Source organism: Roseicella sp. DB1501 (assembly GCF_013112485.1).
Classification (GTDB): Bacteria; Pseudomonadota; Alphaproteobacteria; order Acetobacterales; family Acetobacteraceae; genus Paracraurococcus.
Genome location: NZ_JABFHG010000007.1, coordinates 191,288 through 216,158, shown reverse-complemented (window position 1 = coordinate 216,158; position 24,871 = coordinate 191,288). Strand labels below are relative to the sequence as shown.

Below are 24,871 nucleotides of genomic sequence, written 5' to 3'. Positions count from 1 at the left end.
TCCTAATCATCATGCCAGGTGACCGCCTCCGCGAGCCCGGCGCGGCCGGTGCGGAAGGCGTTGGCGGGGTGGTCGGCATCGGCGGTGCCGAAGGCGATGCCGCAGACGAGCTGCCGGTCCGCCGGCAGGCCGAGCTGCGCCCGGACGAAGCCGGCATGCCCGGCGATGGCGGCCTGGGCGATGCTGGCGACGCCGAGCGCCTCGGCCGCCAGCATGAAGGTGGCGACATAGCCGCCGCAATCCACCGCGCCATAGGTCCCGAGCGCCTCGTCGCTGGTGACGAGGGCCAGGTGCGGCGCGCCGAAGAGGCGGAAATTCTCCAGCGCCTGACGGTTCCGCGCCGCCATGTCCTCGCGCCCGATGCCAAGCGCGCCATAGAGGCCGAAGCCGGTCTCGCGGCGCCGCTCGCGGTAGACGCCGCGATAGTCGCGCGGGAAGGGGATGTCGGGCGTCGGCGCCGCGCCTCCCGCGGCATGGGCGTGCAGCGCGGCCCGGAAGCGCTCCAGCGCCGGGCCGGAGAGCAGCTCCACCTGCCAGGGCTGGCTGTTGGTCCAGGAGGGCGTGCGCTGCGCCATCGTCAGGATGCGCTCGATCAGCGTCCGCGGCAGCGGCTCGGGTCGGAAGCCGCGGCAGCTCATGCGGCGCTGCAGCAGCGCCTCCAGCATCGCCGGCTCAGTCGGCACGGATCTTCGCCTCCCGGATCACGCTGCCCCATTTCGCCCGGTCCGCCGCCATGGTGCGGGCGAAGGCGGCGGCATCCTCGTAGCGCGGGATCATGCCGCTCTCCAGCAGGCGGCTGCGGATGGCGGGGCTCTCCAGCGCCTGCCGCACCGCCGCCGACCAGCGGGCGACCACCGGCGCCGGCACGCCGCGCGGGCCGCAGAGGCCGATCCAGGTGCTCACCTCCATGCCCGGCACGAGATCGCCGAGGAAGGGCGCGCCGGGGAAGAGCGGCGAGTCGCCGGCGCTCGCCACCGCCAACAGCCGGAGGTCGCCGCTGGCGAGCTGCCCGGCGACGTCGCCGATATTGGTGATGGCGAAGCCGGTGCGGCCGGCGATGATGTCGGGCATGGCGGGCGCCATGCCACGATAGGGCACCGGCACCATCTCCGTGCCGGTGAGCCGCGCCAGCCAGGCCCCCGACAATTGCTGGCCGGAGCCGGCGCCGGCGGTGGCGTAGCTGACCGTGCCCGGCTGCGCGCGCGCCGCGTCGACCAGCTCCGCCACGCTGCGCCAGGGCGCCTTCGCCGCGACCACCATCGCATGCTGGGTGGTGATCATGTTGGCGACGGGGACGAGGTCCTGCACCGGGTCGATCGGCAGGGTCAGGTCGGGAAGCTGCGGGCTGATGGTCATGCTGCCCGTCGGGCAGACCAGCAGCGTCGTGCCATCGGCGGCGCCGCGCGCCACGGCCTCCGCCGCGATCATGCCGTTGGCGCCGGGCCGGTTCTCGACGATCACCCGTTGGCCGAGCAGCGGCGTCATCCCCTCGGCCATCAGCCGGGCGAGGATGTCGAGCGTGCCGCCGGCGGCGAAACCGGCCATCAGCCGCGGCGGCCGGGCCGCGGGCTCCTCGGCCCGCGCCGCGACGGGCAGGACGAGGAGGCCGAGCAGGAGGAGGCGGCGGGCGCGCATCACCCGGCCTCCCGCGCCAGGCTCTCGCGGCGCAGGCGCAGCCCGGCCGCCTCGCGGTCCCAGGTATCGGGCGTGATCCCCTCCGCCCGCAGCCGGTGCTTCTCGACCTTGGCGGTCAGCGTCTTCGGCAGTTCGGGCAGGATGCGCAAGTAGCGCGGCACCATGAAATGCGGCAGGCGCGGCGCGAGGAAGGCGATCAGCTCCCGCGGCTCGATGGTCGCGCCGGGGACGGGGGCGAGGATCGCCAGCACCTCGTCCTCGGCGAACTCGCTCGGCACGGCGACCACTGCCGCCTCCCGCACCGCCGGATGGGCGCAGAGCTCGGCCTCCACCTCGAAGGAGGAGATGTTCTCACCGCGCCGGCGGATCGCATCCTTCATGCGGTCGACGAAGTAGAACTCGCCGGCCGCGTCGCGGCGGAAGGCGTCGCCGGTATGGAACCAGCCATTGCGCCAAGCGCGGGCCGTCGCCTCCGGGTTGCGGTGGTAGCCGTGGTTCATGGACCAGGGCGCCTCGCTGCGCAGCACCAGCTCGCCCACCGCACCGACCGGCACCTCGCAATCATGCTCGTCGACGATGCGGGCGGCGATGCCGGGGCGCGGCCGGCCGCAACTGCCGATGCGCGTCGGGTTCGCCTCGCTGAAGATCGGGCAGGCGATCTCCGTCATGTTGAAGGTGGTCCAGACCTCGACGCCGAAGCGCTCGCGGAAGAGCGTCGCCTCCTCGGTCAGCGGCACGATGGTCAGCGCCCGCAGCGGGTGGTCGCGGTCGCGCGGCGAGGGCGGGGCCTTCACCAGGAAGGCGGTCATGGCGCCAAGCAGGGAGGCGCAGGTGATCCGGTGCCGCCGCACCACCTCCCAGAAGCTGCCGGTGCGGAACGCCTCGGCGACCACCAGCGTGGCGCCGTGCAGCAGGTAGCGATAGACCGAGCCGGTGCCGCCCATGTGGAACAGCGGCAGGGTGACCAGGCCGCGATCCGCCTCGCGCACGAAGGGGAAGGCCATGCCGCTGCTGGTGTAGTGCATGTAGGAGCAGAGCACGCCCTTGGACGGGCCGGTGGTGCCGGACGTGTAGATCATGCTCTGGGTGTCCCAGGGCATGATCGGGCGCGGCGGCGGCGCCGGCTCCCCGGTCGCGGCTAGGATCTCCGTCGCGTCGAAGCCATCGAGCCCGGCGACGGGCCGGGCCGGGCCGCCATGCACCGCGACCCGGCGCAGCATCGGCGGCAGGGCGATCCCCTCCAGCCGCTCCAGCAACGCGGCATCCGCGACCAGCAGCGCCGCATCGGCGAGGCCGAGCACATGCTCGAGGATGCGGCCGCGATAGCTGATGTTGAGCGGCACCTGCACCGCGCCGAGCCAATTGGCGGCGAACCAGAGCAGCAGCGCCTCGGGACCGTTCGGCAGCCAGATCAGCAGGTGGTCGCCCTGGCGCAACCCCTGGCGCTGCAGCCCGGCGGCGACGGAAGCGACGCGCGCCCGCAGCTCGGCATAGGTCCAGTTCGGCCCGTTCTCGAAGGCGACCGCTTCCTTCCCCGGCCGGTCCCGTGCATGGCGCTCGAGCAGGGGGCGCAGCACGCAGCGATCGAGCGGCGGCATGCGCGGGTCGAGGCGCGGCTCGGCCAGGGCTTCAGCCACGGCGTGGCCAGGCATGGCATTCCTCCCTGCGGCCCGCCGCGGCGGCCGCGTCCTGGCAGCCTAGGCATTTTGCTGGCTGGCTAGCAAGTATGTCTTGGCGCGGTCGCCTGACCCCGGCAGGATGGTCTGACAACGTGCAGCCGCGGCAAGGCGGCGCAGGGGAGGACGGGCCGATGCGGGCGCTTATCGGGATCGCCATGGCGCTGCTGCTCTGGCCCGCCATTGCCCGGGCGGAATTTCCGGACCGCCCGATCCGCATGCTCTACGGCTTTGCGCCGGGCGGCTCGGGCGATATCGCGGCGCGGCTGCTCGCCGATACCGTCTCGCCCTTGCTCGGCCAACCGGTCGTGGTCGAGAACCGCACCGGCGCCAATGGCCTGGTCGCCGCCGAGGCGGCGGCGAAGAGCCCGCCAGACGGCCATACCGTGCTGTTCTGCACCACCGGCAACATGACCATCGTCACCGAACTGCCGGGCCTGCGCCTGCCGGTGAACCCGGCGAAGGAGCTGATGGGCCTCGCCATGATGGCCCGCACCACCTTCGGCCTCGTCGTGGCGCCGAACAGCCCCTGGCACGGCATCAACGACATCCTCGCCGCGGCGCGGCAGGCGCCGGGACAGATCGGCTATGCCTCACCCGGCATCGGCTCGGTGCAGCACCTGGCGAGCGAGCTGCTGAAGCAGAAGACCGGCACGGACATGATCCACGTGCCCTATCGCGGCTCGCAGCCGGCGTTGCTCGACATCGTCAGCGGGCGGATCGGCTTCACCATCACCAATCTCGGCGACACCATCGGCCAGATCCGCCAGGGCAGCCTGCGGCTGATCGGCCTCGGCGATCCGCTGGCGCAGACCTTCTTCCCCGATGTGCCGCTCATCGCCCGCGACGTGCCGGGCTTCGAGACCTATGCCTGGTTCGGGCTCTGCGCCCCGCGCGGCCTGCCGGAGAGCGTCATCGGGCGGTGGGAGGCAGCGGTGCGGCAGGCGGTCGACGAGCCGAAGGTGCGGGAGAAGCTCATGGAGAACGGGCTGGTGCCGCGCTTCGCGGGCTCCGCGGCGCTGAACGCGCTGATGGAGGAGAACCGCGCCACCTTTCGCGGCGTGATCCAGGCCGCGGATATCCGGGCGCAATGACGGAGCAGGACGGCATGGCGGATGGCGAGGGCGGCAAGCCAGGTTCGGCGCTGCAGGCGGTGCTGCAGGCGCGGGCGGCAATCCTCGATGCGGCGCGGCCGGAGGCGGTGGCGAAGCAGCGGCGGCGCGGCCGCTGGACGGCGCGGGAAGCGATCGCGGCGCTCGCCGATCCCGACAGCTTCGTCGAATATGGCGGGCTGGTGCGCCCGGCGCTGGCCGGCATGGCCGGCGCCGCCGATGGCCTGGTCATGGGCATGGCGCAGATGGGCGGCCGCGCCGTCGATATCGTCGCCTATGATTACACGGTGTATGCCGGCACGCAGAGCGCCAACAACCACGCGAAGATCGGCCGCATGCTGGCGCATGCCGAGCAGCACCGCCTGCCGGTGGTCTGCTGGCTGGATGGCGGCGGGGCGCGGCCGCACGACATGAAGGTGGAGGGGCGCGGCGCCTCCTCCACCTTCGTCACCTTCGCCCGGCTCTCGGGCCTGGTGCCGACCATCGGCATCGTCCCCGGCCGCGCCTTCGCCGGCCATGCCAACCTGGCCGGCATGTGCGACCTGCTGATCGCGACGCGCGAGGCCTGCATGGGCATGGCCGGTCCGCCGCTGGTCGAGGCGGCGCTCGGCCTGAAGCTGACGCCGGAGGAGATCGGCCCGGCCGCCGTGCATGCGGCTTCCGGCGCGGTGGATCTGGTGGTGGAGGACGAGGCGGCGGCGATCGAGGCGGCGCGGCAGTATCTCGGCTATTTCGGGCCGCCCGCCGCGCCGGGCGAGGCGCCCGATGCCGCGGCGCTGCGCGACATCGTGCCGGAGAGCCCGCGCCGCGCCTATGACGTACGCAAGGTGATCCAGGGCATCGCCGATCGCGGCAGCGTGCTGGAGCTGAAGCCCGGCTATGGCCGCGCCATGGTGACGGCGCTGTTCCGCATCGAGGGGCGGGCGGTCGGCGTCATCGCCAACCAGCCGATGTTCCTCGCCGGCGCCATCGACGGCCCGGCCGCCGACAAGGCGGCGCGCTTCATCCAGGTCTGCGACGCCTTCGACATCCCGCTGCTGGTGCTCTGCGACACGCCGGGGCTGATGGTGGGGCCGGAGATCGAGAAGACCAATCTGGTCCGCCGCAGCGCCCGCATGCTGACGGCGCTGGCCAATGCCACGATCCCGCTGCTGACCGTGGTGCTGCGCAAGGCCTATGGCCTCGGCTACTACATCATGGGCTCGCGGCCGCTGCATCCGAGCATCCTGCTCGCCTGGCCGACCGCCGAGTTCGGCGGCATGGGGCTGGAGGGCGCGGCCAACATCATTCACCGCCACGAGCTCGCGGCGGTGGAGGACCCGGCCGAGCGCGCCGCGCTGCACCGCCGCCGCACCGAGGAGCTGCGCGCCTACAACACCGCGCTCGAGGTCGCCGGCCGCTTCGCCTATGACGACGTTATCGACCCGGCCGAGACGCGCGGCATCCTCGCCAGGGTGCTCCGGGGCTTGCCGGCGCCACCGGCGCGCAACGGCCGCAAGCGCCTGATTGAGCCCTGCTGAGGGGACGGCCGGCCTCACTCCACCCGGATCGAGAGCGTGGCGCGTGCCATGCGGCCGCCGATGCCGGCGAAGGCGCCGGGGATGTCGGCGGCCAGCCGCTCCGGCAGCCGCGTGCCGGCGGGATCGAGCAGCGCATGCGGCAGCTCCGGCCCGATATCGCGGTCGGCGAGCCAGCAGGAGACCTCCTGCATCCCGCGCGGCCCGGCCTGCAGCGGGCTCGCCTGCCGCGGGCCGGGCATGCGCTCCGGCATGCCGGCCGGCAGACGCGCGCCGCCGGTCGCCCCGGCGGGGAAGACCGCCACCGCGCCGCCATCAGCGCGGGTCGAGACGCAGTAGAGCCAGCCATCGGCGTCGGCCATCGCCACCAGGCCGATCCGCTCGCCCGGCGCATAAACCGGCGCGCGGCCGCGCTCGGTGCTGAGCCAGAGCTCGGGCGTGAGGCTGGCCCGGGCGAGGCGGCGCAGCGCCGCCTCGTTCTGCTCGCGGCAGCCGAGCAGCATGCCCTCGGCGATCTCCGCGCCCTCGCTGCCGGCCGCGGCCGGCAGGGTGCGGAAGGTCAGCGTCGCCCGCGCCCGGCCATCCGCCAGCACCTCGAAGGTGTCGCCATCCTCGATCGGCAGGTCGGCGGGCCATTCGACCCGCGCCGCGCCGGCCGGCCAGGCGATGCGGCGCAGGTTGCCGCGGCGGCGCAGGCCGAGCTCCGCCGGCTCCGTCGCCGGGCGCGCCAGCCAGACCGTGTCGGCGCCGCCGACGCACCAGGTGCCGGACCGCTCGAGCTCGACCGAGACCTCGGCGGACCGGGGAGCGCGGCGGCCGAGCGAGGCGGTGCGGGTCGCGCCGATGGCGCTGGCATCGATGCCGCGCAGGCGGAAGGCCTCGGCCAGAGCGGCGGCGGAGCCGTCCGGCCGCACCGGTTCGATGCGGTCGAGAGCGGTCTCGAGCGGGCCGCGCAGCCGCAGCATCTGGCCGGAGCGCAGCAGCAGCGTGACGCTGGCCCCCTCGGGCACCGTCAGCCGGTCGCCGGCGCCGAGCACCATGCCGGGGGCATAGCCCGGAGCGGTCGCGCCGAGCAGGACCGCGCTCTCCGCCGCCCGCGCCACGCCCGGCGCGGCCCAGCCGAGCAGCAACGCCGCGGCGATCGCCGGAAGCCTTCGCAGCATCATGGCCTGTCTCCTCATCCGCGCAGCCTGCGCCGTCCCGGCCGCACGCGCTGTGAAGCAGCTCACAGCGCCGGCCGCCGCTTTCCCGCAAACTTTCCTTGTAATTCCGGGAATCACGGCGTGCAGTCCGATGCAACATAGGGTGTTGCGGGCCGCGCCGGATGGGCCGCCGACAAAGGGGGGTGTCAGGATGACGCGCGCGCAATTCCTTGCCGGGCTGGGGGCAGGCCTGGGGGCAGGCCTCGGGATCGCCCCGTTGTGGCCCGGACCCGCTGCATTCGCGCAGCGCCACCCGATGCCGGAGAATGCCAAGGTCTACATCATCTGGCCGGCCGACGGGCAGGTGGTGCGCGGTGGCTTCTGGGTGCGCATGGGTCTGAGCGAGGGCGGCATCGCGCCGGCCGGCGTCGAGAAGCCGATGACCGGCCACCACCACCTGCTGATCGATGTCGATCTGCCGGACCTGAACAAGCCGATCCCGAACGACCGCAACCACCTGCATTTCGGCCTCGGCCAGACCGAGGCGCGGCTCGACCTGCCGCCCGGGAAGCACACGCTGCAGATGCTGCTCGGCGACGAGAACCATGTGCCGCACGATCCGCCGCTGATGAGCAAGCGGATCACCGTCACCGTCCTGCCCGCCACCGGCAGCTGAGAAGGAGACAGGCGATGGCCTTCCCGCGACGCCTCCTGCTGCTCGGCGCAGCCGCCCTTCCCGTGGCGGCCCGGGGCCAGGACAAGCCGGCCGACCACGCGCATGAACCGCCCGCCGCGACGCCCGCTCCGACACTGACCCCGACCGGGGCGGAGGCGCCGCGCCAGCGCCAGGCCGCGCCGCCCGATGCCTATGTCTATATCGGCTGGCCGCAGGACCGGCAGGTGATCTACGGCACGCGCTTCAAGCTCTGGTTCGGCACCCGCAATTTCGGCGTCGCCCCGGCGGGCGTCAGCAAGGCGAATACCGGCCACCATCACCTGCTGATCGATGTCGACCTGCCGGACCTGAACAAGCCGATCCCGAACGACCGCAACCACTTGCATTTCGGCCTCGGCCAGACCGAGACCATGCTGGAACTGCCGCCCGGGACGCACACGCTGCAACTGCTGATGGGCGATGCGGACCATGTGCCGCACGATCCGCCGGTGATGTCGAAGCGCATCACCATCACGGTACGCCCGGGCAAGCCGCAGGCCGTCTCGGCCCGCTCGGCGCCATAGGCCGGGGGGCCGGGCCGCCGCGCGATGGCGTGAAGCCAGGCAGACCGCGGGTCTGCGCCCGGCGCCAAGGAGACGCGGAACGGGGCCCTCATGCGGTCGTGCATGAGGGCCGGCGATATCAATCCAGATTGCGCGCCACGCGGAAGCCGTTCGCCTGGTAGCGCACGGGCGCGTCGTAGAAGTTGCGCGCGACCGGCAGGATCTCGTCGCGTCCGGACCGGTAGGACCCCCCGCGCAGCACCCGCCGCATGCAGCCGCGCTGCTCGCGCGCCGAGCCGTCATTCGGTGCGCCCGCATAGGTCGGCACCCAGCAATCCTGCACCCATTGCGCGACGCCGCCGAGCATGCCGTGCAGCCCGAAGGCGTTGGGCTGGAAGCTGTCCACCGGCATCGGCCCGCGCGGATCCTGCGTGCCGCCGCAATCGGCGCAATTGGCCAGGCCGATGCCGAGCTGGTCGCCCCACCAGTAGCGCGTCTGGGTGCCGGCCCGAGCGGCGTATTCCCACTCGGCCTCGCTCGGCAGCCGATAGGCCCGGCCGGTCACCTTGGACAGCCAGGCGATGTATTGCTGCGCGTCCTCCCAGCTGACGTTATGCAGCGGCGTGCTGTCCTCGGCCAGCATCAGCCGCGGCAGGGCGCCGCAGCCGCCCTGCGCCGCGCAAGCCTTCCACTCGGCGACGGTGACCGGGTACTGGCCCAGGGCGAAGCCGCGCAGCGTGACCGCGCGCACCGGCCGCGCCGCGGCGTCATGCGCCCCATGGCCCATCTGCAGCGTGCCGGCGGGCAGGCGAACCATCCAGGGGCAGGTCGGGCAATCCTGGAAATACTTGCCGCCCGCCGTCGCCGGGGGCGGCGCCGGCATGGCGCGCGGCTCGGTCCCTGGCCGGCCCTGCAGCCCGGCCAACCGGTCCGCGCCGGCGCGCGGCGCGGCCTGCACCGGCTCGGCCGCGGCCGCCGGCGCCGCGGGAACGCGGGCCGGCGGCGCCGGGGCGGGCGTGGGCGTTGGGACGGCGAGGGCGAGCGGTGCCGCCGCCCCGCCCGGCGCGCGGCCAGGCTCGGCCGGTCCACGCAGCTCGGCCAGCCGGCGCTGCGCCGATGCGGCGAAGCGGGAGTCCGGATAGAGCCGCAGGAAGGCCTCGACATCCTCGACGCGGCCGGTGCTGCGCAGCCTCTCCCACAACGCCGTCTCGGCGAGCTGCGCCGCCGCCTCGGCGGCATCCATCACCTCGATCTCGAGCGTGCCCTCGGCGCGGCCGCCACGGCTGTCCTCGGCCTGGTAGACGAGGCTGCCGGCGGGGCCGCCGAAGCCGGGCTCGGGGACATAGACCAGTCCCGCCAGCTCCTCCGGCCGCAGCCGCTCGCCGCCGCGCAGCACCGCGGCGCCGTTGCGCAGGATGCCGCGCGGCAGGCTGCGGATCAGCACGCTCACCCGGTCGCCATCCGGATCCTCCGGCCGGGCGATCTCCAGGCCGCCGGTATAGATCCGCAGCTTGCGCGGCGTCTCGACCAGCGGCGGGCGGTTGGAGGGCAAGACGGTGATGGCGAGGCTGCCCATGGCGCTGCCGCCCCGTCCGTCCTCCACCAGGATGTCGAGCGTGCCGACCGGCCCGGTGGCGGCGCCATCCGGCTTGTAGGTGGCCGTGGCGAAGCGGTCGGCGGCATAGACCGCGCCGGGCGCGACCGGCCGCCCCTCGACGCGCACCTCGCCCGAGCGCGGCAGGCCGGTGATGCGGACCGAGAGCGGATCCTGGTCGGGATCGGTGGGGCGGGCGATGGGCAGCGCGGTCGGCCCGGCGCTGTCGCGCAGCTCGAGCGCCGGGATGGAGGCGAGGACCGGCGGCCGGTTGGGCGGGCGCGGGTAGAAATAGAAGGGCTCGGCGCCGAGGGAGCTGAAGATGTAGGGCTCCTGCCGGTTGCCCGTCGCCCGCAGCACCGTGTCGCGCAGGCTGCGGAAGAACAGGCTGAGCTCGAGGCCGGGGATCTGGAAATGCGCCAGCAGCGCGTCCGCGAAGGGGCTGTGGTCGCCGCCGCCATCCTCGGCGATCTGGTCGGCCTTGGTGGCCATCACCACCATGGTGTTGCGCGGCACGTTGTCGACGCGGGCGAGGCCGGGCGAGGCCGAGCCGCGGCCGGCGATGGTCATCGAGCGCGACATGCGGTCAACGAAGGGGTTGTTGCGGCAGGCATCGAGCAGGACGATGCCGATCTTGCGCGCCTGCGACGCCTCGCCGAGGACGAGCTCGAGCGGCAGGGCCTCGTAGAGCAGGTCGCGCTCGCGCTCGAGCCGCGCATCGGCGGGCAGCAGGTAGTTCTCCCGCCCCACCTGCACGCCGTGGCCGGCATAGTAGACCACCGTCACATCGGCCTTTTGCGCCTTGATGCCGAACTCCCGCACCGCGCGGGTGAGCTTGCGGAAATCCGGGTCGAAGACCTCGTCCACCTCGAAATTCAGCCGCCGCAGCGCCTCGCCGATCGCGCGCGCGTCGTTCACCGGATTGGCCAGGGCCGGCGCGCTCTGATAGGTGCCGATGCCGATTACCAGCGCGATGCGGCGATCGGGCTGCGGCGCCGGTTGCGCCGGCCCCGGGACGGGGGCGAGGACCACCGGCATCACCAGGAAGAGCAGCAGCCAGGCCCAGCGCACCGAAGTGCCGCGCGCATGCGCTCCGTGCCTCATCGGGTCACCTCGATCGGGAGCCGGGCATCCTCGACGCGGACGCCGGCGATGCCGCGGAAACGCGCCGCGACCTCGTCCAGGCTGGCGAGCGGCAACGGCTCGAGATCCTGCCGCTTCAGGGCGGCGGGGAGCAACAGCCCGACCTCCCGGTCAGCGGCGAGGCAGGCCACCTGCTCCGTGCCCGGCCGGTCGAAGCGGATGGCGAAGGTGCCGCCGGCCGGCGGCACCTCCACCGACCGCCCGCCTGCGACCAGCGCATCCGGCTGGAAGCGGTTGGGGAAGATGCGGGAGACCTCGCCGCTGCCGTCCTGGTAGTAGCAGTAGAGATAGGCATCCCCGACCGACCGCGCCTGCAGCACCATGGCGTCGCCGACCCGGAAGCTGGGCCGCGCGCCGCGGGCGGTGGTGAGGAGGAGGCGCGGCGGCGTCGCCGGGGCCGCCGCGGGTTCCGCGACCGGCACCGCCGGGACAGGGGCCCTGGCTGCCGCCGCTGCCGCGCCGCCGCGGCCACGCCCGGGATCGCTGGCGAGCAGGCGGTAGTAGAGGTCGAAATCCATCCGCCCGCTCGGCACCAGGTCGTTCGCGGCCTGGTAGCGGGCGATCGCCGGCGAGAGGTCGCCGCTGCCGCCCGGGGCGTAGCCGGCGCGGACCAGCGCCGCCTCGACGAAGCGCTGGCGCTCCGTCGGCCCCATCAGGTCGAACCATTGCCGGGCCTCGGTGCGGAAGGCCGGGTTGGTCGGCTCGATCGAGAGGCATTCCCAGTAGGGGACGCGCGCCAGCTTGCCGAGCACCTCGATGGTTGAGAGCTCAACCAGGTTGCGCACCGCCTGGGCGAAACCTTCCGATTTGTCGAGCGAGACGCTGAAGGAAAGGCCGGCCTTGCCGATCAGGCCGCCGACATCGGCGCCGCGGCCGGAGCGCACCACGGCGATGGAGTTGTTCGCCGAGATGCCGGGCAGGATCTGCCGCGTCGTCAGCTTGGCGACATTGAGGTCCATCGAGATGACGGAGACCACCTGGTCGCTGGAGACGCCGAGATCGAGCCTGGCCAGCGACAGGCCGGCGCTCTTCGAGGAGGAGAGGACGTTGCTGTCGAGCTGGGTGATGGCGCCGCGCACGTAATAGCTCGGCGCGACGAATTCCTGGTTGAGCCCGACCAGTTCCGAGAGGATCTGCACGTCGAGCTGGGTGATGTCGTAATCGACGAAGCGGAAGGCGCCGCTCTTGGCCGACATGCGCGACACCGCGCTGATGAACATCTCCTTGGTGCCGGTCGCGATCAGCCCGGTGGCATCCGGGATGCCGGCGGTGGTGATGTAGATGTCGCGCTTGCCCTGCGAGGCAAAGAGGTCGTCCATGCAGCGCAGCGATTCGGTGAAGCTGCCGATGTTGCGCACCGCCGCCGTGCGGGGCTGCTGCGCGTCGAAGCTCGTCTCCGGCCGCGGATGGCAGGCGCCGAGCAGCGTCGCCAGGCCCAGTGCCAGGCTTCGCCATCGTCTGCCCGCTGGGGTGGGATTGGTCCGCGCCATGGCTCGCTCCTCGTCTCCTCCCGGCGGCCAGCCGCATCGCCTCCGGAACCGATAGCAGAAGGGACCAGGAGAGGGGTGTCGCGCTGTGCACTGCGTCGCAGTCCGGGCGCAATTCTCGTTGAGCGGCACAAGGGCGTGGAACAGGCAGGCGGCTTGGCTGAAAAGTTGAGGGCCGAGGGAGGAAAAACGCTCATCTGGCCTTCTGCGAAAAGTGCTGGGTGGTGTGGTGTGGCTCACAGGGGGGATGGCGGTGGGTTTGTAGGGTCTGGGTGTCGAGAGCGACCGCTGGCGCCTGGGGGTGGTTCCCGGGGGGCTGGCGCCCTGGAGAGAGACAGAGAGAAGGACCCTCGAGATGCGCAAAATGATCCTCCCCGCTGCCCTGGCCCTGCTGGCGGGCGTTGCCTCGGTGGCGAGCGTGGCGCAGGCGGAAGGCCTGCAGAGCGGCGGGGTGAGCATCACCCGCGGCGGCGGCAACGTGAACACGGCGGTGGGCAAGAACAGCTTCGCCGGGCAGAGCGCGACGACGATCGGCGGCATGGCGCGGGGGGGTGGCCGGTCGGTGACGCTGGGCGGGGACAACCGCAACCTGGCGGCCGGGCGTGGCAGCATGGCGCTGCAGGACGGCACGACGGTGGGCGGCACGGCGATCGGGCGTGGTGCGTCGAGCTACGTGCTGGGCGGCAGCAACGCCAACCTGGCGCGGGGCGTGAACAGCTTCGCCGGGCAATCGGTGACGACGCTGGGCGGCACGGCGGTGGGTCGCGGGGCGCAGAGCTCGGTCCATGGCGGGCAGAACCTGAACGCTGCCCTCGGCCGCAACAGCAGCGCGCAGCAGCAGGTGCTGACCATGGGCGGCAGCGCCGTCGGCCGCGGCAGCCTCGACAAGGTCTATGGCGGCAACAACCGCAACGCCGCCCTCGGCAAGGGCGCCTTCGCCGACCAGCAGGTCGTCACCATCGGCGGCCAGTGAGGCCAGAGGGTTGACGCCAGGGAAGGGGATGCGCCCGGCCTGACCGGCCCGGGCGCATCCCGCCTTCGCCTCCGGGGCCAGGCTTGCCCTCGGCCGGCGCGGCGTCCAATCTCGTGTCGCAACGGCGCCGGGAGGCGGGCATGGCGATCGCGGAGCAGCACCGGGAAGCGATCCTGGCCGGCCACCCGATCCTGCGGCACCTGCAGCGCGACGACCTCCGCCGCCTCGCCGCCTCCGCGCATCTGGCGCGGCACAGGCGGGGCGCGGTGATCTTCCAGAAGGGCGATCCCGGCACCAGCATGATGGCCGTCATCCGCGGCCGGGTGAAGATCTGCACCATCTCGCCGGATGGGCGCGAGCTGCTGCTCAACATCATCGATACCGGCGGCATCTTCGGCGAGATCGCCATCCTCGACGGCCAGCCGCGCACCGCCGATGCCGTGGCGCTCGAGGAGAGCGACCTGCTGGTGCTGGAGCGCGACCGCTTCCTTCCCTTCCTCGCCGGCAACCCCGAGGCCCTGTCCCGCCTGCTGGCCGCGCTCTGCCAGAAGCTGCGCCAGACCAGCGCACATCTCGAGGATGCGCTGTTGCGCGAGGCGCCCTCGCGCCTGGCGAGCGGCCTGCTCCGCCTCGCCGAGACCTTCGGCCAGCCGGTGCCGGGCGGCCTCAGGCTCAACATCAAGCTGTCGCAGCAGCAGATCGGCAACCTGATCGGCGCCTCGCGGGAGAGCGTGAACAAGCACCTGAACGACTGGATCCGCGCCGGCCACCTGCAGGCCGAGGGCGGCTTCCTCGTCATCCGCGACCGCGCCGTGCTGCAGGAGATCGCCACCGCCGAGGGGTGAGTCAGCGCATCTCCAGGCTCGGCGCCTTGTCCAGCCTCGCCACCGCGCAGGAATCGATCCGCCAGGCCGCCATCGGCGCGCCCCGGTTGCGCAGCGCCACGCTGCCGATCGGCAGGCCGGGCAGGCTGCCCGCCAGCAGGCGCCAGCTCGGCTCGCCGAGGATGATGGTGCAGGCGCCGGGCCCCGCGCCGCCATGCTGCTTGCCGAGCTGCTCCAGCCGCGCCCCGACATTCGCCGTGTCGCCGAGCAGGCAGAACTCCATCCGCTCGCCATGGCCGAGGCTGCCCGCGATCAGCGGCCCGGTATGGATGCCGATGCGCAGCCCCGCCTCCGGCAGGCCGGCCTCGCGCCAGCCGGCATTCAGCGCCGCCATCGCCTGCTCCATCGCAAGGGCGCAGCGCGCCGCGGCCTCGGCGTCGCGGGCGATCGCCGCCGGGTCGCGGCGCGGCACCGGCACGCCGAAGGCGGCGAGGATGCCGTCGCCGATGAAGCGCAGCACCACGCCCTCATGCGCCGTCACCACCTGCACCATCGTGTCCATGTAGCGGTCGAGCCAGTCGATCAGCGGCTCCGGCGGCAGGCGCTCGCAGATCGTGGTGAAGCCGGCGATGTCGGCGAAGAGCACGGTCGCGGTCAGCTCCTGCGGCTTCGGTCGGCCGCCGGCGAGGAAGAGCTCGCGGTCGCGCAGCAGCGCCTCGGCGACGGGGGCGCTCAGGAAGCGGGCGAAGAGGCTGTGCAGCACCGCCCGGTCGCGCCGCTCGGCCGCGCCCGCGACGGCGCGCGCCAGGCCGCCGGCGAGGAGGCCGGCGAGGACCGGCGCCAGGGCCGGCCAGCCGGGATGCCCGGCCGCCGTTGCCGCCAGCACCGCCCCGGGCCAGGCGAGGCCGAGCAGGCCGAGCGCCAGGATCAGCCGGCGCCCGGCGAGCCGCAGCCCGACCAGCAGGCCGAGCAGCGACAGGCCGAAGGTGGCGAGTCCGGCCTGCCAACCGGCGATGCCGGCGCCGGCCATGCCGTCGAGGATCTGCGCCAGCACCTGGGCATGGATCTCGACGCCGAAGCTCGGCGGCCCGAAGGCCGAGCCGAGGCTGCGATGCTCGTCCGTGCCGGGCACCAGGCTGCCGATCAGCGCCACCCGGCCGCGCAGCCAGTCGGCCGGCAGCAGCGGCACCGCCTCGGCCGGATAGAGCGGCGCGGCCGGGCCCAGCGCCGTCCGCCGCCAAGTCATGGTGAAGGGCTCGCGGGGCGGCGCTGTGCCGATCGCCGCGGCGAGGGCGGCCGGGAAGCTCGGCTCGCCCGTCGCCGGATGGCGCGGCCGATGCACCCGCACCAGCCCGTCGAACCGGTCGCGGGCCAGGTTGGCGTCGCCGGTCGGGGCGCCCTGGGCGAAGCCCTGCAGCACCGCCGCCCGTTCGGGCGGCAGCGGCGTCTCCGGACCAAGGCTGACGAGCACCGTCGGCACCGCCTGCCGGGCGATCGCCGCGCGCAGCGCCGCATCCTTGGCCGGCTCGGTCGGACGGTCGAGCAGGATGTCGAGGCCGATCGCCACCACCCCCGCGGCGGCGAGCCGGTCGACCAGCCCGGCGAGGAAGCCGCGATCGACCGGGGAACGGTAGGGAAAGGCGGCCAGCGTTTCCTCGGTGATGCCGATCAGCACCAGCCGCGGATGCGGCGGCGCGACGGGCGCCAGCCAGCGCAGCGCCGCCGCCTGGAACAGCCGCTCCGCCGCGGCGAGGGGCATGGGCGGCTGCACCAGCGCCAGGCCCAGCCCGGTCGCCATGGCCAGGACGAGCGCCGCCCGCGCCGCATCGCGCATCCGCCGGGCCATCGCCTCCTCGCCCTGGAAAACCCGCATCCTCGGCGCGGGCGGGGGCGGCAGGCAATGGCCACCGCCGGCCCGCGCGCGTCACGCCCTGCTGAGAGCGCTCCGCGCGATCATTTGCTCTATCGTGCGCGGCGCAGCGATGGCGGCGTCTGCCCGAAGCGCGGCCGTCCGGCGATGCGCGCCGCGCGCCAGCGCGCCCGCTCGGCGATGATGGCGGCCTGCAACGGGGCGGTCCAGCGGCGCTGCAACTCGGCATCGGACAGGCTGTACCAGCCGAAGGGAAAGAGCGGCAGGAAGGCGGTGCAGCTGCAGGGCGCGCCCTGGCCGGAGGGCGGCGTGCCGCCCCGCTCCGCCGCCGCGCCGGGCGCCACCTCGACCACCCGCGCCGCGGCGGGCAGGGCGAGGAGGAGCAATCCCAGCACGGCCAGCGGCAGGATCGGCGTGCGGCGGGCGGGCATCCACCCTACTCCACCCGCACGAACTGGACCCGGCGGTTGCGCGGATCGTAGCCGTTCGTGGTGAGCGGCACGCCCTCGCCAAGACCGAGCACCACCAGGCGGGTCATCTCCACCCCCTGGCGCTGCATCAGGTAGTAGGCGACGGCCGCGGCGCGGCGCTGCGAGAGCTGCAGGTTGTAGTCGTCGGGGCCGAACGCATCGGTATGGCCCTCGACCTGCAGCTTGAGCTGCGGCTGGTCGCGCATCAGCTCGCCGACGCGGTCGAGGAAGGCATGGGCGCTCGCCGGCACCGCATCGGAGTTCATGGCGAAGTTGATGCGGAAGCCGATGCTGCCGGCGGCGGGCGCCTCGGCGGCCGGGGCGGCGGGCAGGGGCAGGGTGTTGCCGGCGGCGGCGAGCTGGGTGCTCGGCGCGGCGCGGCGGCGGGGCCGGCGCGGCGCCGGCTCGGCGGTGGGCTCCGGCTCGGCCTCCATGGCGGCGGCCAGCGGCATGGGGGCGGGGGACGGGGCCTCCTGCGCTTGCGCGGCCGGGGCAGCATCGGCGGCCGGGGCGCCGAGGACGATGCGGCGGCTCAGCCCGGGGCGGGAGTCCGGCACCATGATGCTGCGCAGCAACTCGAGCGGCGGCGCCTCCTCGAAGATGCGCACCTCCTGCGCCAGGGCCGAGCCGCCGAGCAGGACCGAGGCCAGGGCGGCGAGGCCGGCGATGCGGTGACGGACCTGCGACATGGTGCGAACCCCTCTCTCTCACGGTGGCGGCTTGTGCCGATGCCCAGAGACTGCCGCCGGGGCGCGGCGGCGGCTGTGAAGCAGGCCACACCGGCGGCGAGAAAGCCGCGCGGCGGATCAGGCCAGGCCGAAGAAGGCGCGCAGCCGGCCGAGCAGGTCCTCCCGCTGCGGCAGGCCGGGCTCGGCCAGCGGCTCGCCCGCCGCCGCCCGGGCATTGCGCGCCTGCCGCCCGGCCATGATCGTCGCGAGCTTCTCGGCCAGCTCCGGCCGCCGGCGCAGCACCGGGTCGAGATGCTCGCGCCGCAACTCGAAGACCAGCGCCTCGGTGGCGGCCGTCACGGTCGCGCTGCGCGGCTGGCCGGTGAGCAGCGACATCTCGCCGAACACCTCGCCCGGCCCCATGCGGTCGGGTGGGATGTCCATGCCGTCCCGACGGACCCGCACCTCGAGCGCCCCCTCGGCGAGCAGGAAGAGGCTGTCGCCGGCCTCGCCCTGCCGCACCACCGTCGCGCCGCGCGGCAGCGCCCGCTCCTGCATCATGGATTCCAGCGCCGACCGCTCCTCAGGCGGGAAATCGCCGAAGAGGGCGCTCCGCTGCAGCAGCACCGCGCGCGGCGATCGCCGGGGCGCGGCGCGTTCGAGCTGCAGCGCGCGGGCCGGACGGGCGGGGCCGAGGCCGGCATGCTGCAAGGCGCGCAGCGCGGCGGTGGCGACGGCGTCGCGGCAGGCGGCCTCGCTGCCGAAATCGGGCACCTGGAAGCGCAGCATGTAGATCGCGGCGCCATCCGCGAATTCCTGTAGCTGCACATCCGCGGCCAGCCCCGGCACCTGCCGCTCGGCATCGAGCGCGGCACCGAGCAGCAAGCGCTTCGCCCGCTCCGCCGGCAGCGCCGGATCGAGGGCGAGGCGCAGGCTGGCGCGGAAGCGTCCGGCGGCGCCGTAATTCACCAGGCGATGCGCGGCGATCAGCCCGTTCGGCACGGTCAGCGTCACGCCCTCGCGCGTCACCAGCCGCGTTGTGCGCCAGCTCACCTCGACGACGCGGCCGGTGCAGCCCTCGGCGGTCTCGATCCAGTCGCCGATGCGGTAGGGCGCGTCGATGCCGAGCGCGATGCCGGAGAAGAGGTCGCTGATGATGTTGCGCAGCGCGAAGCCGATGACCGCGACCGCGACGCCGGAGGTGGTGAGAAGGCCGAGCGCCGACTGGTCGAAGACCAGCATCAGGATCGCCGCCCCCGCCGCGAGGAAGAGCAGCGCCCGCACCATATCCGAGAGCAGCCGCGGATAGGGGGTGCCGCGCCGCGCCGCCTGCGTTGCCCGCAGCAGCAGCAGGTCGAAGAGCCGCGCGCCGCTCCAGGCGAGGCCGAGCCAGGCGCCGATCCCGGCGACGGCGCCGAGCGTCGTGCGCGGCAGCGCCGGCACGGCAGGGCCGCCGAGCAGTGGCAGGGCGGCCTGCAGCAGGAAGCAGGCGCCGGTGAGCGCCGCCGGGCCGATCAGGGGACGCAGGCTGGTCGGCGGCATGGCAGCTCCGCAGGGGGCGGAGGAATCCTGCCCTCATCTGGCCTTCTGCGAAAAGTGCTGGGTGGTGTGGTGTGGCTCACAGGGGGGATGGCGGTGGGTTTGTAGGGTCTGGGTGTCGAGAGCGACCGCTGGCGCCTGGGGGTGGTTCCCGGGGGGCTGGCGCCCTGGAGAGAGACAGAGAGAAGGACCCTCGAGATGCGCAAAATGATCCTCCCCGCTGCCCTGGCCCTGCTGGCGGGCGTTGCCTCGGTGGCGAGCGTGGCGCAGGCGGAAGGCCTGCAGAGCGGCGGGGTGAGCATCACCCGCGGCGGCGGCAACGTGAACACGGCGGTGGGCAAGAACAGCTTCGCCGGGCAGAGCGCGACGACGATCGGCGGCATGGCGCGGGCGGGCGGCCGGTCGGTGACGCTGGGCGGGGACAACCGCAACATGGCGCTGGGCCGGGGCAGCATGGCGCTGCAGGACGGCACGACGGTGGGCGGCACGGCGATCGGGCGTGGTGCGTCGAGCTACGTGCTGGGCGGCAGCAACGCCAACCTGGCGCGGGGCGTGAACAGCTTCGCCGGGCAATCGGTGACGACGCTGGGCGGCACGGCGGTGGGTCGCGGGGCGCAGAGCTCGGTCCATGGCGGGCAGAACCTGAACGCTGCCCTCGGCCGCAACAGCAGCGCGCAGCAGCAGGTGCTGACCATGGGCGGCAGCGCCGTCGGCCGCGGCAGCCTCGACAAGGTCTATGGCGGCAACAACCGCAACGGCGCCCTCGGCAAGGGCGCCTTCGCCGACCAGCAGGTCGTCACCATCGGCGGCCAGTGAGCCGCGTCGGTCCCGGCGCCTGAACGGGGCGCCGGGACCTTCAACCGCACAGCCAGGAGATTCGCGCCATGATGCGTGTCACGCTTACCGCCGCGGCGCTCGCCCTCTGCGCCGTGCTGCCCGCCCGGGCGCAGGACTATGGCGGCGTCCGGCTCCGGGGGCCGGACGCGGTGCTCGACCGGGTCGAGAGCTTCGACCGGAGCGGCTGCCGGCTGTCCCAGACCAGCGTCACCGTCGGAGTGAACCGGGCCCTCGGAGCGGGGTCCCAGGCCTGGCAGCAGCTCGGCACCAATGCCGGCACCGGCTGCCGACCGCTGGTCAGCACCCAGGCGACGGTCGGGGTGAACCTCTCCGTCGGCTCGCGCGCCCGCGCCGAGCAGTCGATCGAGACGGCCGGCGCGCGCGGGGTGCTGGCCACCACCAACCTGGCGCGCGGCGTCAATGTCGCCGCCGGCCGGGGCAGCCAGGCCGGGCAGCGGATCCTGGCCCAGACGGGGCGTTGAACCGGGTCGCGCCGAACCGGGCCGCCGAGGCGGTGCCGTCCCGGCATCCCCATGCCGGGACGGATCGCGTCCGGCGCCCTGGCCTTTCTCCTGATGCCGATTGCAAGGAGCCCATCATGCATCGCGCCTTCCGGCTTGCTTCCCTCGTCCTGCTCGGCGCCGGCCCGCTCTGCCTGCCGGCCGCGGCCGAGACCATGCAATGCCGTTCGGTGAACGGGAACGTCACCTGCTCCGGCTCCGGCGGCATGAGCTGCCAGACGGTCGATGGCCGCACCGTCTGCGTCTCCGGCAAGGGCGAGGTCGTCCAGGAATTCGGCGCCCGCAAGCCCGAGCCGGCCGATCAGGCGTCCGCCCGGCGGCTGTGGCTGGAACGCCAGGGCGCCGCGGGACGGCTGCAGCTCGAGCGGGAGGCCGGCCGGCTGCGGCTGCGCACCGAGCGGCTGGATCTCGATCTCGAGGACTGAGGCCGGCAGGCGGCGGGTCGCTGCGTCGGGGCCGGTCGGCGCATCCCGCTATCGGGGAATCCGCCTTCCCCTGTGGCCCATGCCACAGCCGCCACCGCCTCGCAGGGCCAGTCTTCCGCCATTGCCGAGGAAGGAGTTCCACCATGCGTTCCCTGCGTCCCGCCCTGGTTCTGCTCGCCCTCGCCCTGACGGCGCCGGTTCCGGCGCCGGCGCAGGACAGTGGCGGCCTCAGCCTCTCCTCGCAGGCCCTCGCCTCCGGCGGCCCGCGGGGTCTGGCGCGGCCGCTGCCCTTCACCTTTCCCGGCATCACCGCGAGCGACCTGCAGGTCACGCCGACGCCGGCCGAGCGGCGGCTGCGCCACCAGGAGATGATCGCCAGGCTGCGCGGCGATGGCGGCTATCTCGAAGGCTTCGCCTTCGGCCAGCCGAAGGCCGCCAGCCGGCAGCCGCCGCCCCCGCCGGCGCCGGACCCGGTCTTCACCCAGATCATCCTCGACCAGCGCACCCGCGTGGTGAACCGCTTCGAGGCCCCGGTCGCGGTGACCAACGGCAGCAACAACCTCGTCCAGCTCCAGGGCGCCGGGGCGGCCGGCGGGCCGACCGCGCAGCAGCAGGTGGCGACGGTGGGCGGCCGGACCAGGCGCAACGGCGGCGGCGCGGTCAATGTCGTCGATGGCAATGGCAATATCGTCCAGAGCGCGCCGGTGCAGGCACGCTGAGCCATGCAACGGGATCGCGCACAGCTTCGCCGGACAGTACCAAAACAGGTCGAACTGTCCTCGTATTGACCACGGAAGAATTGGCGAGCGCCCATCGCAGGTCCATATTTGTTCGGCCCAACGCGTCCATCCATGGGCATCGCCCCTCGCGGGCCGTTATTGTGGAAGCCCATGTCGAAACCAGATGGCGTTTTCTCGGGCTGGGCGGAACGGGAAGATCGGGGCCAGTCGGCCGGCGGGCGCGACGCCGGGCCCGTTGCGGATGGCTGCCGTGGCGGCCAGCCTATCGAGGCGACGCACGAACGGCACGGGCTGCCGATCCGGCGCGCATGCGGCTGACGTCGTTGGGCCGCCCGGCCAGCGCATCGCCCCGCGATCCGCTGGCCGCATGGCGGATCGCCCGGTCATGGTGAGCGGGGAGGGCGAGGCGCTGCCGCAGGACGCCGTGGAGGCCGAGATCGCCGCCGTGCTGGCGCAGCTCGACCAGCTCAGCCCCGCCGAGCTCGATGCGCTGCCCTTCGGCGTGATCCAGCTCGATGGCGGGGGCCGGGTGCTGTTCTACAACGCCATGGAGAGCCGCCTCTCCGGCCGGCTGGCCGCTGCCATGCTCGGCCGCGACTTCTTCCATGAGATCGCGCCCTGCACCAACCTGCCGGCCTTCCATGGCCGGTTCCTCGAAGGCATCCGGTCCGGCGCGCTGAACGAGCGGTTCCACTTCACCTTCGGCTTCGAGCCGCAGCCGTTGCGCGTCGAGGTGCATCTGCGCCAGTCCAGCCGGCCCGGGCGCTACTGGATCATGCATCGGGTGCTCGGCACCCTGCCGCCCACGCGGCACCGCCTGGCGGCCGATCGCGCCCAGGACGCCGTGGCCCGGCGCGCCCGGGCCGAGCCCGTCGATCCGGATATCTGCGAGCGCGAGCCGATCCATCTCGCCGGCGCCGTGCAGCCGCATGCGGCGATGCTGGCATGCGACCCGACGACGCCGGGCCTCAAGGTGCGTGCCTGCAGCGACAGCCTCGCCGACCTGCTCGATGGCGCCGGTCCGGAGGAGATCATCGGCCATGGGCTCGCCATCGCCCTGCCGGTCCCGGCGGTGCAGGCGATCCGTGCGGCGCTCGAGACCGGCGCGCTGCACGACCCTGCCCATCCGTGGCGCGACACGCTGCGGCTCGGCCAGCGCGGGGTGACCTGCCTGGCGACCGTCCACCTGCACGATGGCCGGCTGGTGGTGGAGCTGGAGCGGGTGCCGGAGCAGCCCGAGGATTTTCATGCCGCAAGCGCCATGCAGGCGCAGGCCGCCATCGCCCGGCTGCGCGCGTCGCGCAGCCTGCTCGATGCCGCGGCCGTCACGGTGCACGAACTGCACGCCATGACCGGCTTCGAGCGCCTGCTGGTCTACCGCTTCGATCCGGACTGGAACGGCGAGGCGATCGCCGAGGACAAGGTCTCCGATTGGGATCGGTCCCTGCTGGGCCTGCGCTTCCCCGCCTCCGACATCCCGTCCCAGGCCCGCGCGCTCTATGCCCGCGCCCCGGCGCGCTTCGTCGTCGACCGCGACGCCGTGCCCTCGGCGGTGCGGGCGGAGCCGAGGGCGGGCAATGAGACGGTCGATCTCAGCTTCGCCCAGACCCGGGCGCTGTCGCCGATCCACCTCGAATATCAGCGCAACCTCGGCGTCAACGGCTCGATGTCGCTCTCGATCCTGGTCGAGGGACGGCTCTGGGGCCTGGTGATCGGGCATCACCGCCGGCCGCACTACGTCACGCCGGAGACGCGGGCGCTGGCGGGGGTGGTCGCCGATGCCTTCGCGCTACGCATCCAGGAGCTCGAGAGCCGCGCCATCTGGCGCGAGCACGAGACCTCCCTCGAGGTGCGCAACGCCCTGCTCGAGCGCATGGCGGCCTCGGACGATTTCGTCGCGGCGCTGACCGATGGCGCCACCACGGGCGAGACGACGCTGCTCGACCTCTTCGGCGCCACAGGCGCGGCGGTGGTGGGCGAGGGCCGGATCGCGCCGCTCGGCCGGACGCCGCCGGCCGCGATGCTGCCGGCCCTGGCGGATTGGCTGCGGCAGAGCCTGCCGGCGGGGCGCCGCGCCTTTGCGACCGATCAGCTCGCAGCGCATTTCCCGCCGGCCGCAACCTGGCAGGGCGAGGCGAGCGGCCTGCTGGCGGTCTTGCTCGGCCGCGAGGCGGAGCGGGACTACGTGCTGCTCTGGTTCCGGCCGGAGGTCGTCTCGACCGTGGTCTGGGGCGGTGACCCGCGCAAGCCGGTACTGGCGGACAGCGCCACCCAGGCGGTGCTGCCCCGCCGGTCCTTCGAACGGTGGGTCGAGGAACGGCGGGGCCATTCGGCACCCTGGGCACCCTGGCAGGTCACGACGGCCGAGGCCTTCGCCGCCGGGATCGCCGGCATCATCCTGCGTCAGGGCCGCCGCATCGCCGAGCTCACCGCCAAGCAGGAAGTGCTCGCCCGGGCGCTCGAGCAGAAGGAGGTGCTGGCGCGCGAGGTGGATCACCGGGTCAAGAACTCGCTGCAGATCGTGGCCAGCGTGATGCGGCTGCAGGCGCGGCGGGTGAAGGACCCGCAGGCGGCGGCCGCCTTCGACGACACCTATGCGCGGGTGATGAGCGTGGCGCGGGTGCATGACAGCCTGCAGGACTCCGAGGATATCGAGAATGTCGACCTCGGCGAGACGCTGCGGCGGCTCTGCGACGATCTTGCGGTCGGCATGGCGGGCGCGGACCGGCGCCTCGATGTCAATGCCGAGCGGGGGGTAATGGTGCCGAGCCGCACGGCGGTCGCCCTCTCGCTCGTCGCCGCCGAACTCGTCACCAATGCGCTGAAATACGCCTATGCGCCCGAGGAGCCGGGCCGGGTGGAGGTCCACGTGCGGTCCCGCCCGGTGGGCGGGGTCGAGATGACGGTCTGCGACTTCGGCCGCGGCCTGCCGCAGGACTGGGACAGCCGCGCGCGCACGGATGGCGGCGGTCTCGGGATGCGGCTGGTCCGGGCGATGCTCGAGCGCGTCGGAGCGGCGATGGAGGTGACGGCGCTCGGCACGCCCGGCACCTGCATCACCGTCGCGGCCTGAGCCGTCGCCCGCCACCGGCGGGGCAGTGGCGTCTGCGACCCGGATCGCCCGCCCTGGACATGCTGCCGAAGCGCGCAAATCGCGCGGTTCGGCACCGCTCCTGAACATGGGCCATGAACCCGGGTGAACCGATCAGGTTCTAGATCAAGACCCGATCGCTGGACCCGCCGGATCGGGTGACGATGCCTTCGAAACAACAGGCTGGAGCATTTGCCGTGAACCCGGGTGAAGGGAGGATGCTCCAGTCCCTGTTTCCAGCGGCCGGCCGATCCGCTGCCTGCCTGGCCATTCCGCGAAGCCCGGGAGAGGGATGTCGGGCGCCGCGACCACGGCGAGGCGCAACGGCCGCGTCGCACTGGAAACCCGTCCGGCGCCGCGCGACGCCCGGCATCGACCTGGTGGCGGCG

At 73.5% G+C, this 24,871-nt stretch carries 21 protein-coding genes; 11 read left to right on the top strand and 10 right to left on the bottom strand.

Annotated elements, in window-relative coordinates; genetic code table 11:
- Positions 1 to 2: 2 nt before the first annotated feature.
- Genes HJG45_RS15695 through HJG45_RS15685 form a run of 3 tightly spaced genes read right to left on the bottom strand, consistent with a single transcriptional unit; the run spans position 3 to position 3,287 of the window.
- Complete coding sequence (locus HJG45_RS15695; RefSeq protein ID WP_217362939.1) at positions 3 to 683, bottom strand: nitroreductase; 681 nt, start codon at positions 681 to 683, stop codon at positions 3 to 5.
- Positions 673 to 1,635 carry a tripartite tricarboxylate transporter substrate binding protein gene (locus tag HJG45_RS15690; protein ID WP_171613041.1) on the bottom strand — a complete coding sequence of 321 codons (963 nt, stop codon included), beginning with the start codon at positions 1,633 to 1,635 and terminating at the stop codon, positions 673 to 675. Before HJG45_RS15690 ends, HJG45_RS15695 begins: the two co-directional genes overlap by 11 nt.
- Positions 1,635 to 3,287, bottom strand: a complete 1,653-nt coding sequence (locus HJG45_RS15685) for an AMP-binding protein (protein ID WP_171613040.1) — start codon at positions 3,285 to 3,287, stop codon at positions 1,635 to 1,637. The genes HJG45_RS15690 and HJG45_RS15685 overlap by 1 nt, the downstream gene beginning before the upstream one ends.
- A gap of 158 nt (positions 3,288 to 3,445) precedes the next feature.
- On the opposite strand from HJG45_RS15685, the gene HJG45_RS15680 reads away from it, so the two are divergent.
- Complete coding sequence (locus HJG45_RS15680; protein WP_171613039.1) at positions 3,446 to 4,405, top strand: tripartite tricarboxylate transporter substrate binding protein; 960 nt, start codon at positions 3,446 to 3,448, stop codon at positions 4,403 to 4,405.
- A complete protein-coding gene (locus HJG45_RS15675) occupies positions 4,402 to 5,943 on the top strand; it encodes an acyl-CoA carboxylase subunit beta (protein ID WP_171613038.1) in 1,542 nt (513 codons plus the stop codon). The genes HJG45_RS15680 and HJG45_RS15675 overlap by 4 nt, the downstream gene beginning before the upstream one ends.
- Before the next feature lie 14 nt (positions 5,944 to 5,957).
- On the opposite strand, the gene HJG45_RS15670 is transcribed toward HJG45_RS15675, so the two are convergent.
- Positions 5,958 to 7,106 carry a DUF4384 domain-containing protein gene (locus HJG45_RS15670; RefSeq protein WP_171613037.1) on the bottom strand — a complete coding sequence of 383 codons (1,149 nt, stop codon included), beginning with the start codon at positions 7,104 to 7,106 and terminating at the stop codon, positions 5,958 to 5,960.
- Positions 7,107 to 7,398: 292 nt separating this feature from the next.
- Between HJG45_RS15670 and HJG45_RS15665 the strand changes: the two genes are divergently transcribed.
- A complete protein-coding gene (locus tag HJG45_RS15665) occupies positions 7,399 to 7,758 on the top strand; it encodes a DUF4399 domain-containing protein (RefSeq protein ID WP_254452550.1) in 360 nt (119 codons plus the stop codon).
- A gap of 14 nt (positions 7,759 to 7,772) precedes the next feature.
- Positions 7,773 to 8,321 carry a DUF4399 domain-containing protein gene (locus HJG45_RS15660; protein ID WP_171613035.1) on the top strand — a complete coding sequence of 183 codons (549 nt, stop codon included), beginning with the start codon at positions 7,773 to 7,775 and terminating at the stop codon, positions 8,319 to 8,321.
- A gap of 118 nt (positions 8,322 to 8,439) precedes the next feature.
- Here the strand turns inward: HJG45_RS15660 and HJG45_RS15655 are convergent, their stop codons facing one another.
- Both HJG45_RS15655 and HJG45_RS15650 read right to left on the bottom strand, forming a co-directional pair.
- Positions 8,440 to 10,998: an SUMF1/EgtB/PvdO family nonheme iron enzyme gene (locus tag HJG45_RS15655; protein ID WP_171613034.1), complete on the bottom strand. Its 2,559-nt coding sequence runs from the start codon at positions 10,996 to 10,998 to the stop codon at positions 8,440 to 8,442.
- Complete coding sequence (locus HJG45_RS15650; protein WP_171613033.1) at positions 10,995 to 12,527, bottom strand: DUF4384 domain-containing protein; 1,533 nt, start codon at positions 12,525 to 12,527, stop codon at positions 10,995 to 10,997. Before HJG45_RS15650 ends, HJG45_RS15655 begins: the two co-directional genes overlap by 4 nt.
- A 352-nt stretch (positions 12,528 to 12,879) precedes the next feature.
- Here HJG45_RS15650 and HJG45_RS15645 point away from each other — a divergent pair, with 352 nt between their 5' ends.
- Positions 12,880 to 13,497 (top strand): hypothetical protein, encoded by a 618-nt coding sequence (locus HJG45_RS15645; RefSeq protein WP_171613032.1) that lies wholly within the window; start codon positions 12,880 to 12,882, stop codon positions 13,495 to 13,497.
- A 140-nt stretch (positions 13,498 to 13,637) separates the two neighbouring features.
- The gene (locus tag HJG45_RS15640) at positions 13,638 to 14,342 is read left to right on the top strand and encodes a Crp/Fnr family transcriptional regulator (protein WP_171613031.1); all 705 of its coding nucleotides are present in this window, start codon (positions 13,638 to 13,640) and stop codon (positions 14,340 to 14,342) included.
- A 1-nt stretch (position 14,343) separates the two neighbouring features.
- Here the strand turns inward: HJG45_RS15640 and HJG45_RS15635 are convergent, their stop codons facing one another.
- From HJG45_RS15635 to HJG45_RS15620, 4 genes are all read right to left on the bottom strand, one after another.
- Positions 14,344 to 16,194 carry an adenylate/guanylate cyclase domain-containing protein gene (locus HJG45_RS15635; RefSeq protein ID WP_171613030.1) on the bottom strand — a complete coding sequence of 617 codons (1,851 nt, stop codon included), beginning with the start codon at positions 16,192 to 16,194 and terminating at the stop codon, positions 14,344 to 14,346.
- An 89-nt stretch (positions 16,195 to 16,283) separates the two neighbouring features.
- Positions 16,284 to 16,622, bottom strand: a complete 339-nt coding sequence (locus HJG45_RS15630) for a hypothetical protein (RefSeq protein WP_171613029.1) — start codon at positions 16,620 to 16,622, stop codon at positions 16,284 to 16,286.
- Positions 16,623 to 16,627: 5 nt separating this feature from the next.
- Positions 16,628 to 17,350 carry an OmpA family protein gene (locus tag HJG45_RS15625; RefSeq protein WP_171613028.1) on the bottom strand — a complete coding sequence of 241 codons (723 nt, stop codon included), beginning with the start codon at positions 17,348 to 17,350 and terminating at the stop codon, positions 16,628 to 16,630.
- 117 nt (positions 17,351 to 17,467) lie between these two features.
- Positions 17,468 to 18,871 (bottom strand): mechanosensitive ion channel family protein, encoded by a 1,404-nt coding sequence (locus HJG45_RS15620; RefSeq protein WP_171613027.1) that lies wholly within the window; start codon positions 18,869 to 18,871, stop codon positions 17,468 to 17,470.
- A 195-nt stretch (positions 18,872 to 19,066) separates the two neighbouring features.
- Here HJG45_RS15620 and HJG45_RS15615 point away from each other — a divergent pair, with 195 nt between their 5' ends.
- The 5 genes from HJG45_RS15615 to HJG45_RS15595 all read left to right on the top strand — a co-directional run bounded on the left by HJG45_RS15615 (position 19,067) and on the right by HJG45_RS15595 (position 24,464).
- Positions 19,067 to 19,684: a hypothetical protein gene (locus HJG45_RS15615; protein ID WP_171613026.1), complete on the top strand. Its 618-nt coding sequence runs from the start codon at positions 19,067 to 19,069 to the stop codon at positions 19,682 to 19,684.
- Between the two features lie 68 nt (positions 19,685 to 19,752).
- Positions 19,753 to 20,187, top strand: a complete 435-nt coding sequence (locus tag HJG45_RS15610; RefSeq protein ID WP_171613025.1) for a hypothetical protein — start codon at positions 19,753 to 19,755, stop codon at positions 20,185 to 20,187.
- 116 nt (positions 20,188 to 20,303) lie between these two features.
- Positions 20,304 to 20,651: a hypothetical protein gene (locus HJG45_RS15605; protein ID WP_171613024.1), complete on the top strand. Its 348-nt coding sequence runs from the start codon at positions 20,304 to 20,306 to the stop codon at positions 20,649 to 20,651.
- A gap of 143 nt (positions 20,652 to 20,794) precedes the next feature.
- Positions 20,795 to 21,370 carry a hypothetical protein gene (locus tag HJG45_RS15600; protein ID WP_171613023.1) on the top strand — a complete coding sequence of 192 codons (576 nt, stop codon included), beginning with the start codon at positions 20,795 to 20,797 and terminating at the stop codon, positions 21,368 to 21,370.
- Between the two features lie 388 nt (positions 21,371 to 21,758).
- On the top strand, positions 21,759 to 24,464 hold the full coding sequence (locus HJG45_RS15595; RefSeq protein WP_217362938.1) for a histidine kinase dimerization/phosphoacceptor domain -containing protein: 2,706 nt from the start codon (positions 21,759 to 21,761) through the stop codon (positions 24,462 to 24,464).
- Positions 24,465 to 24,871: the final 407 nt, after the last annotated feature.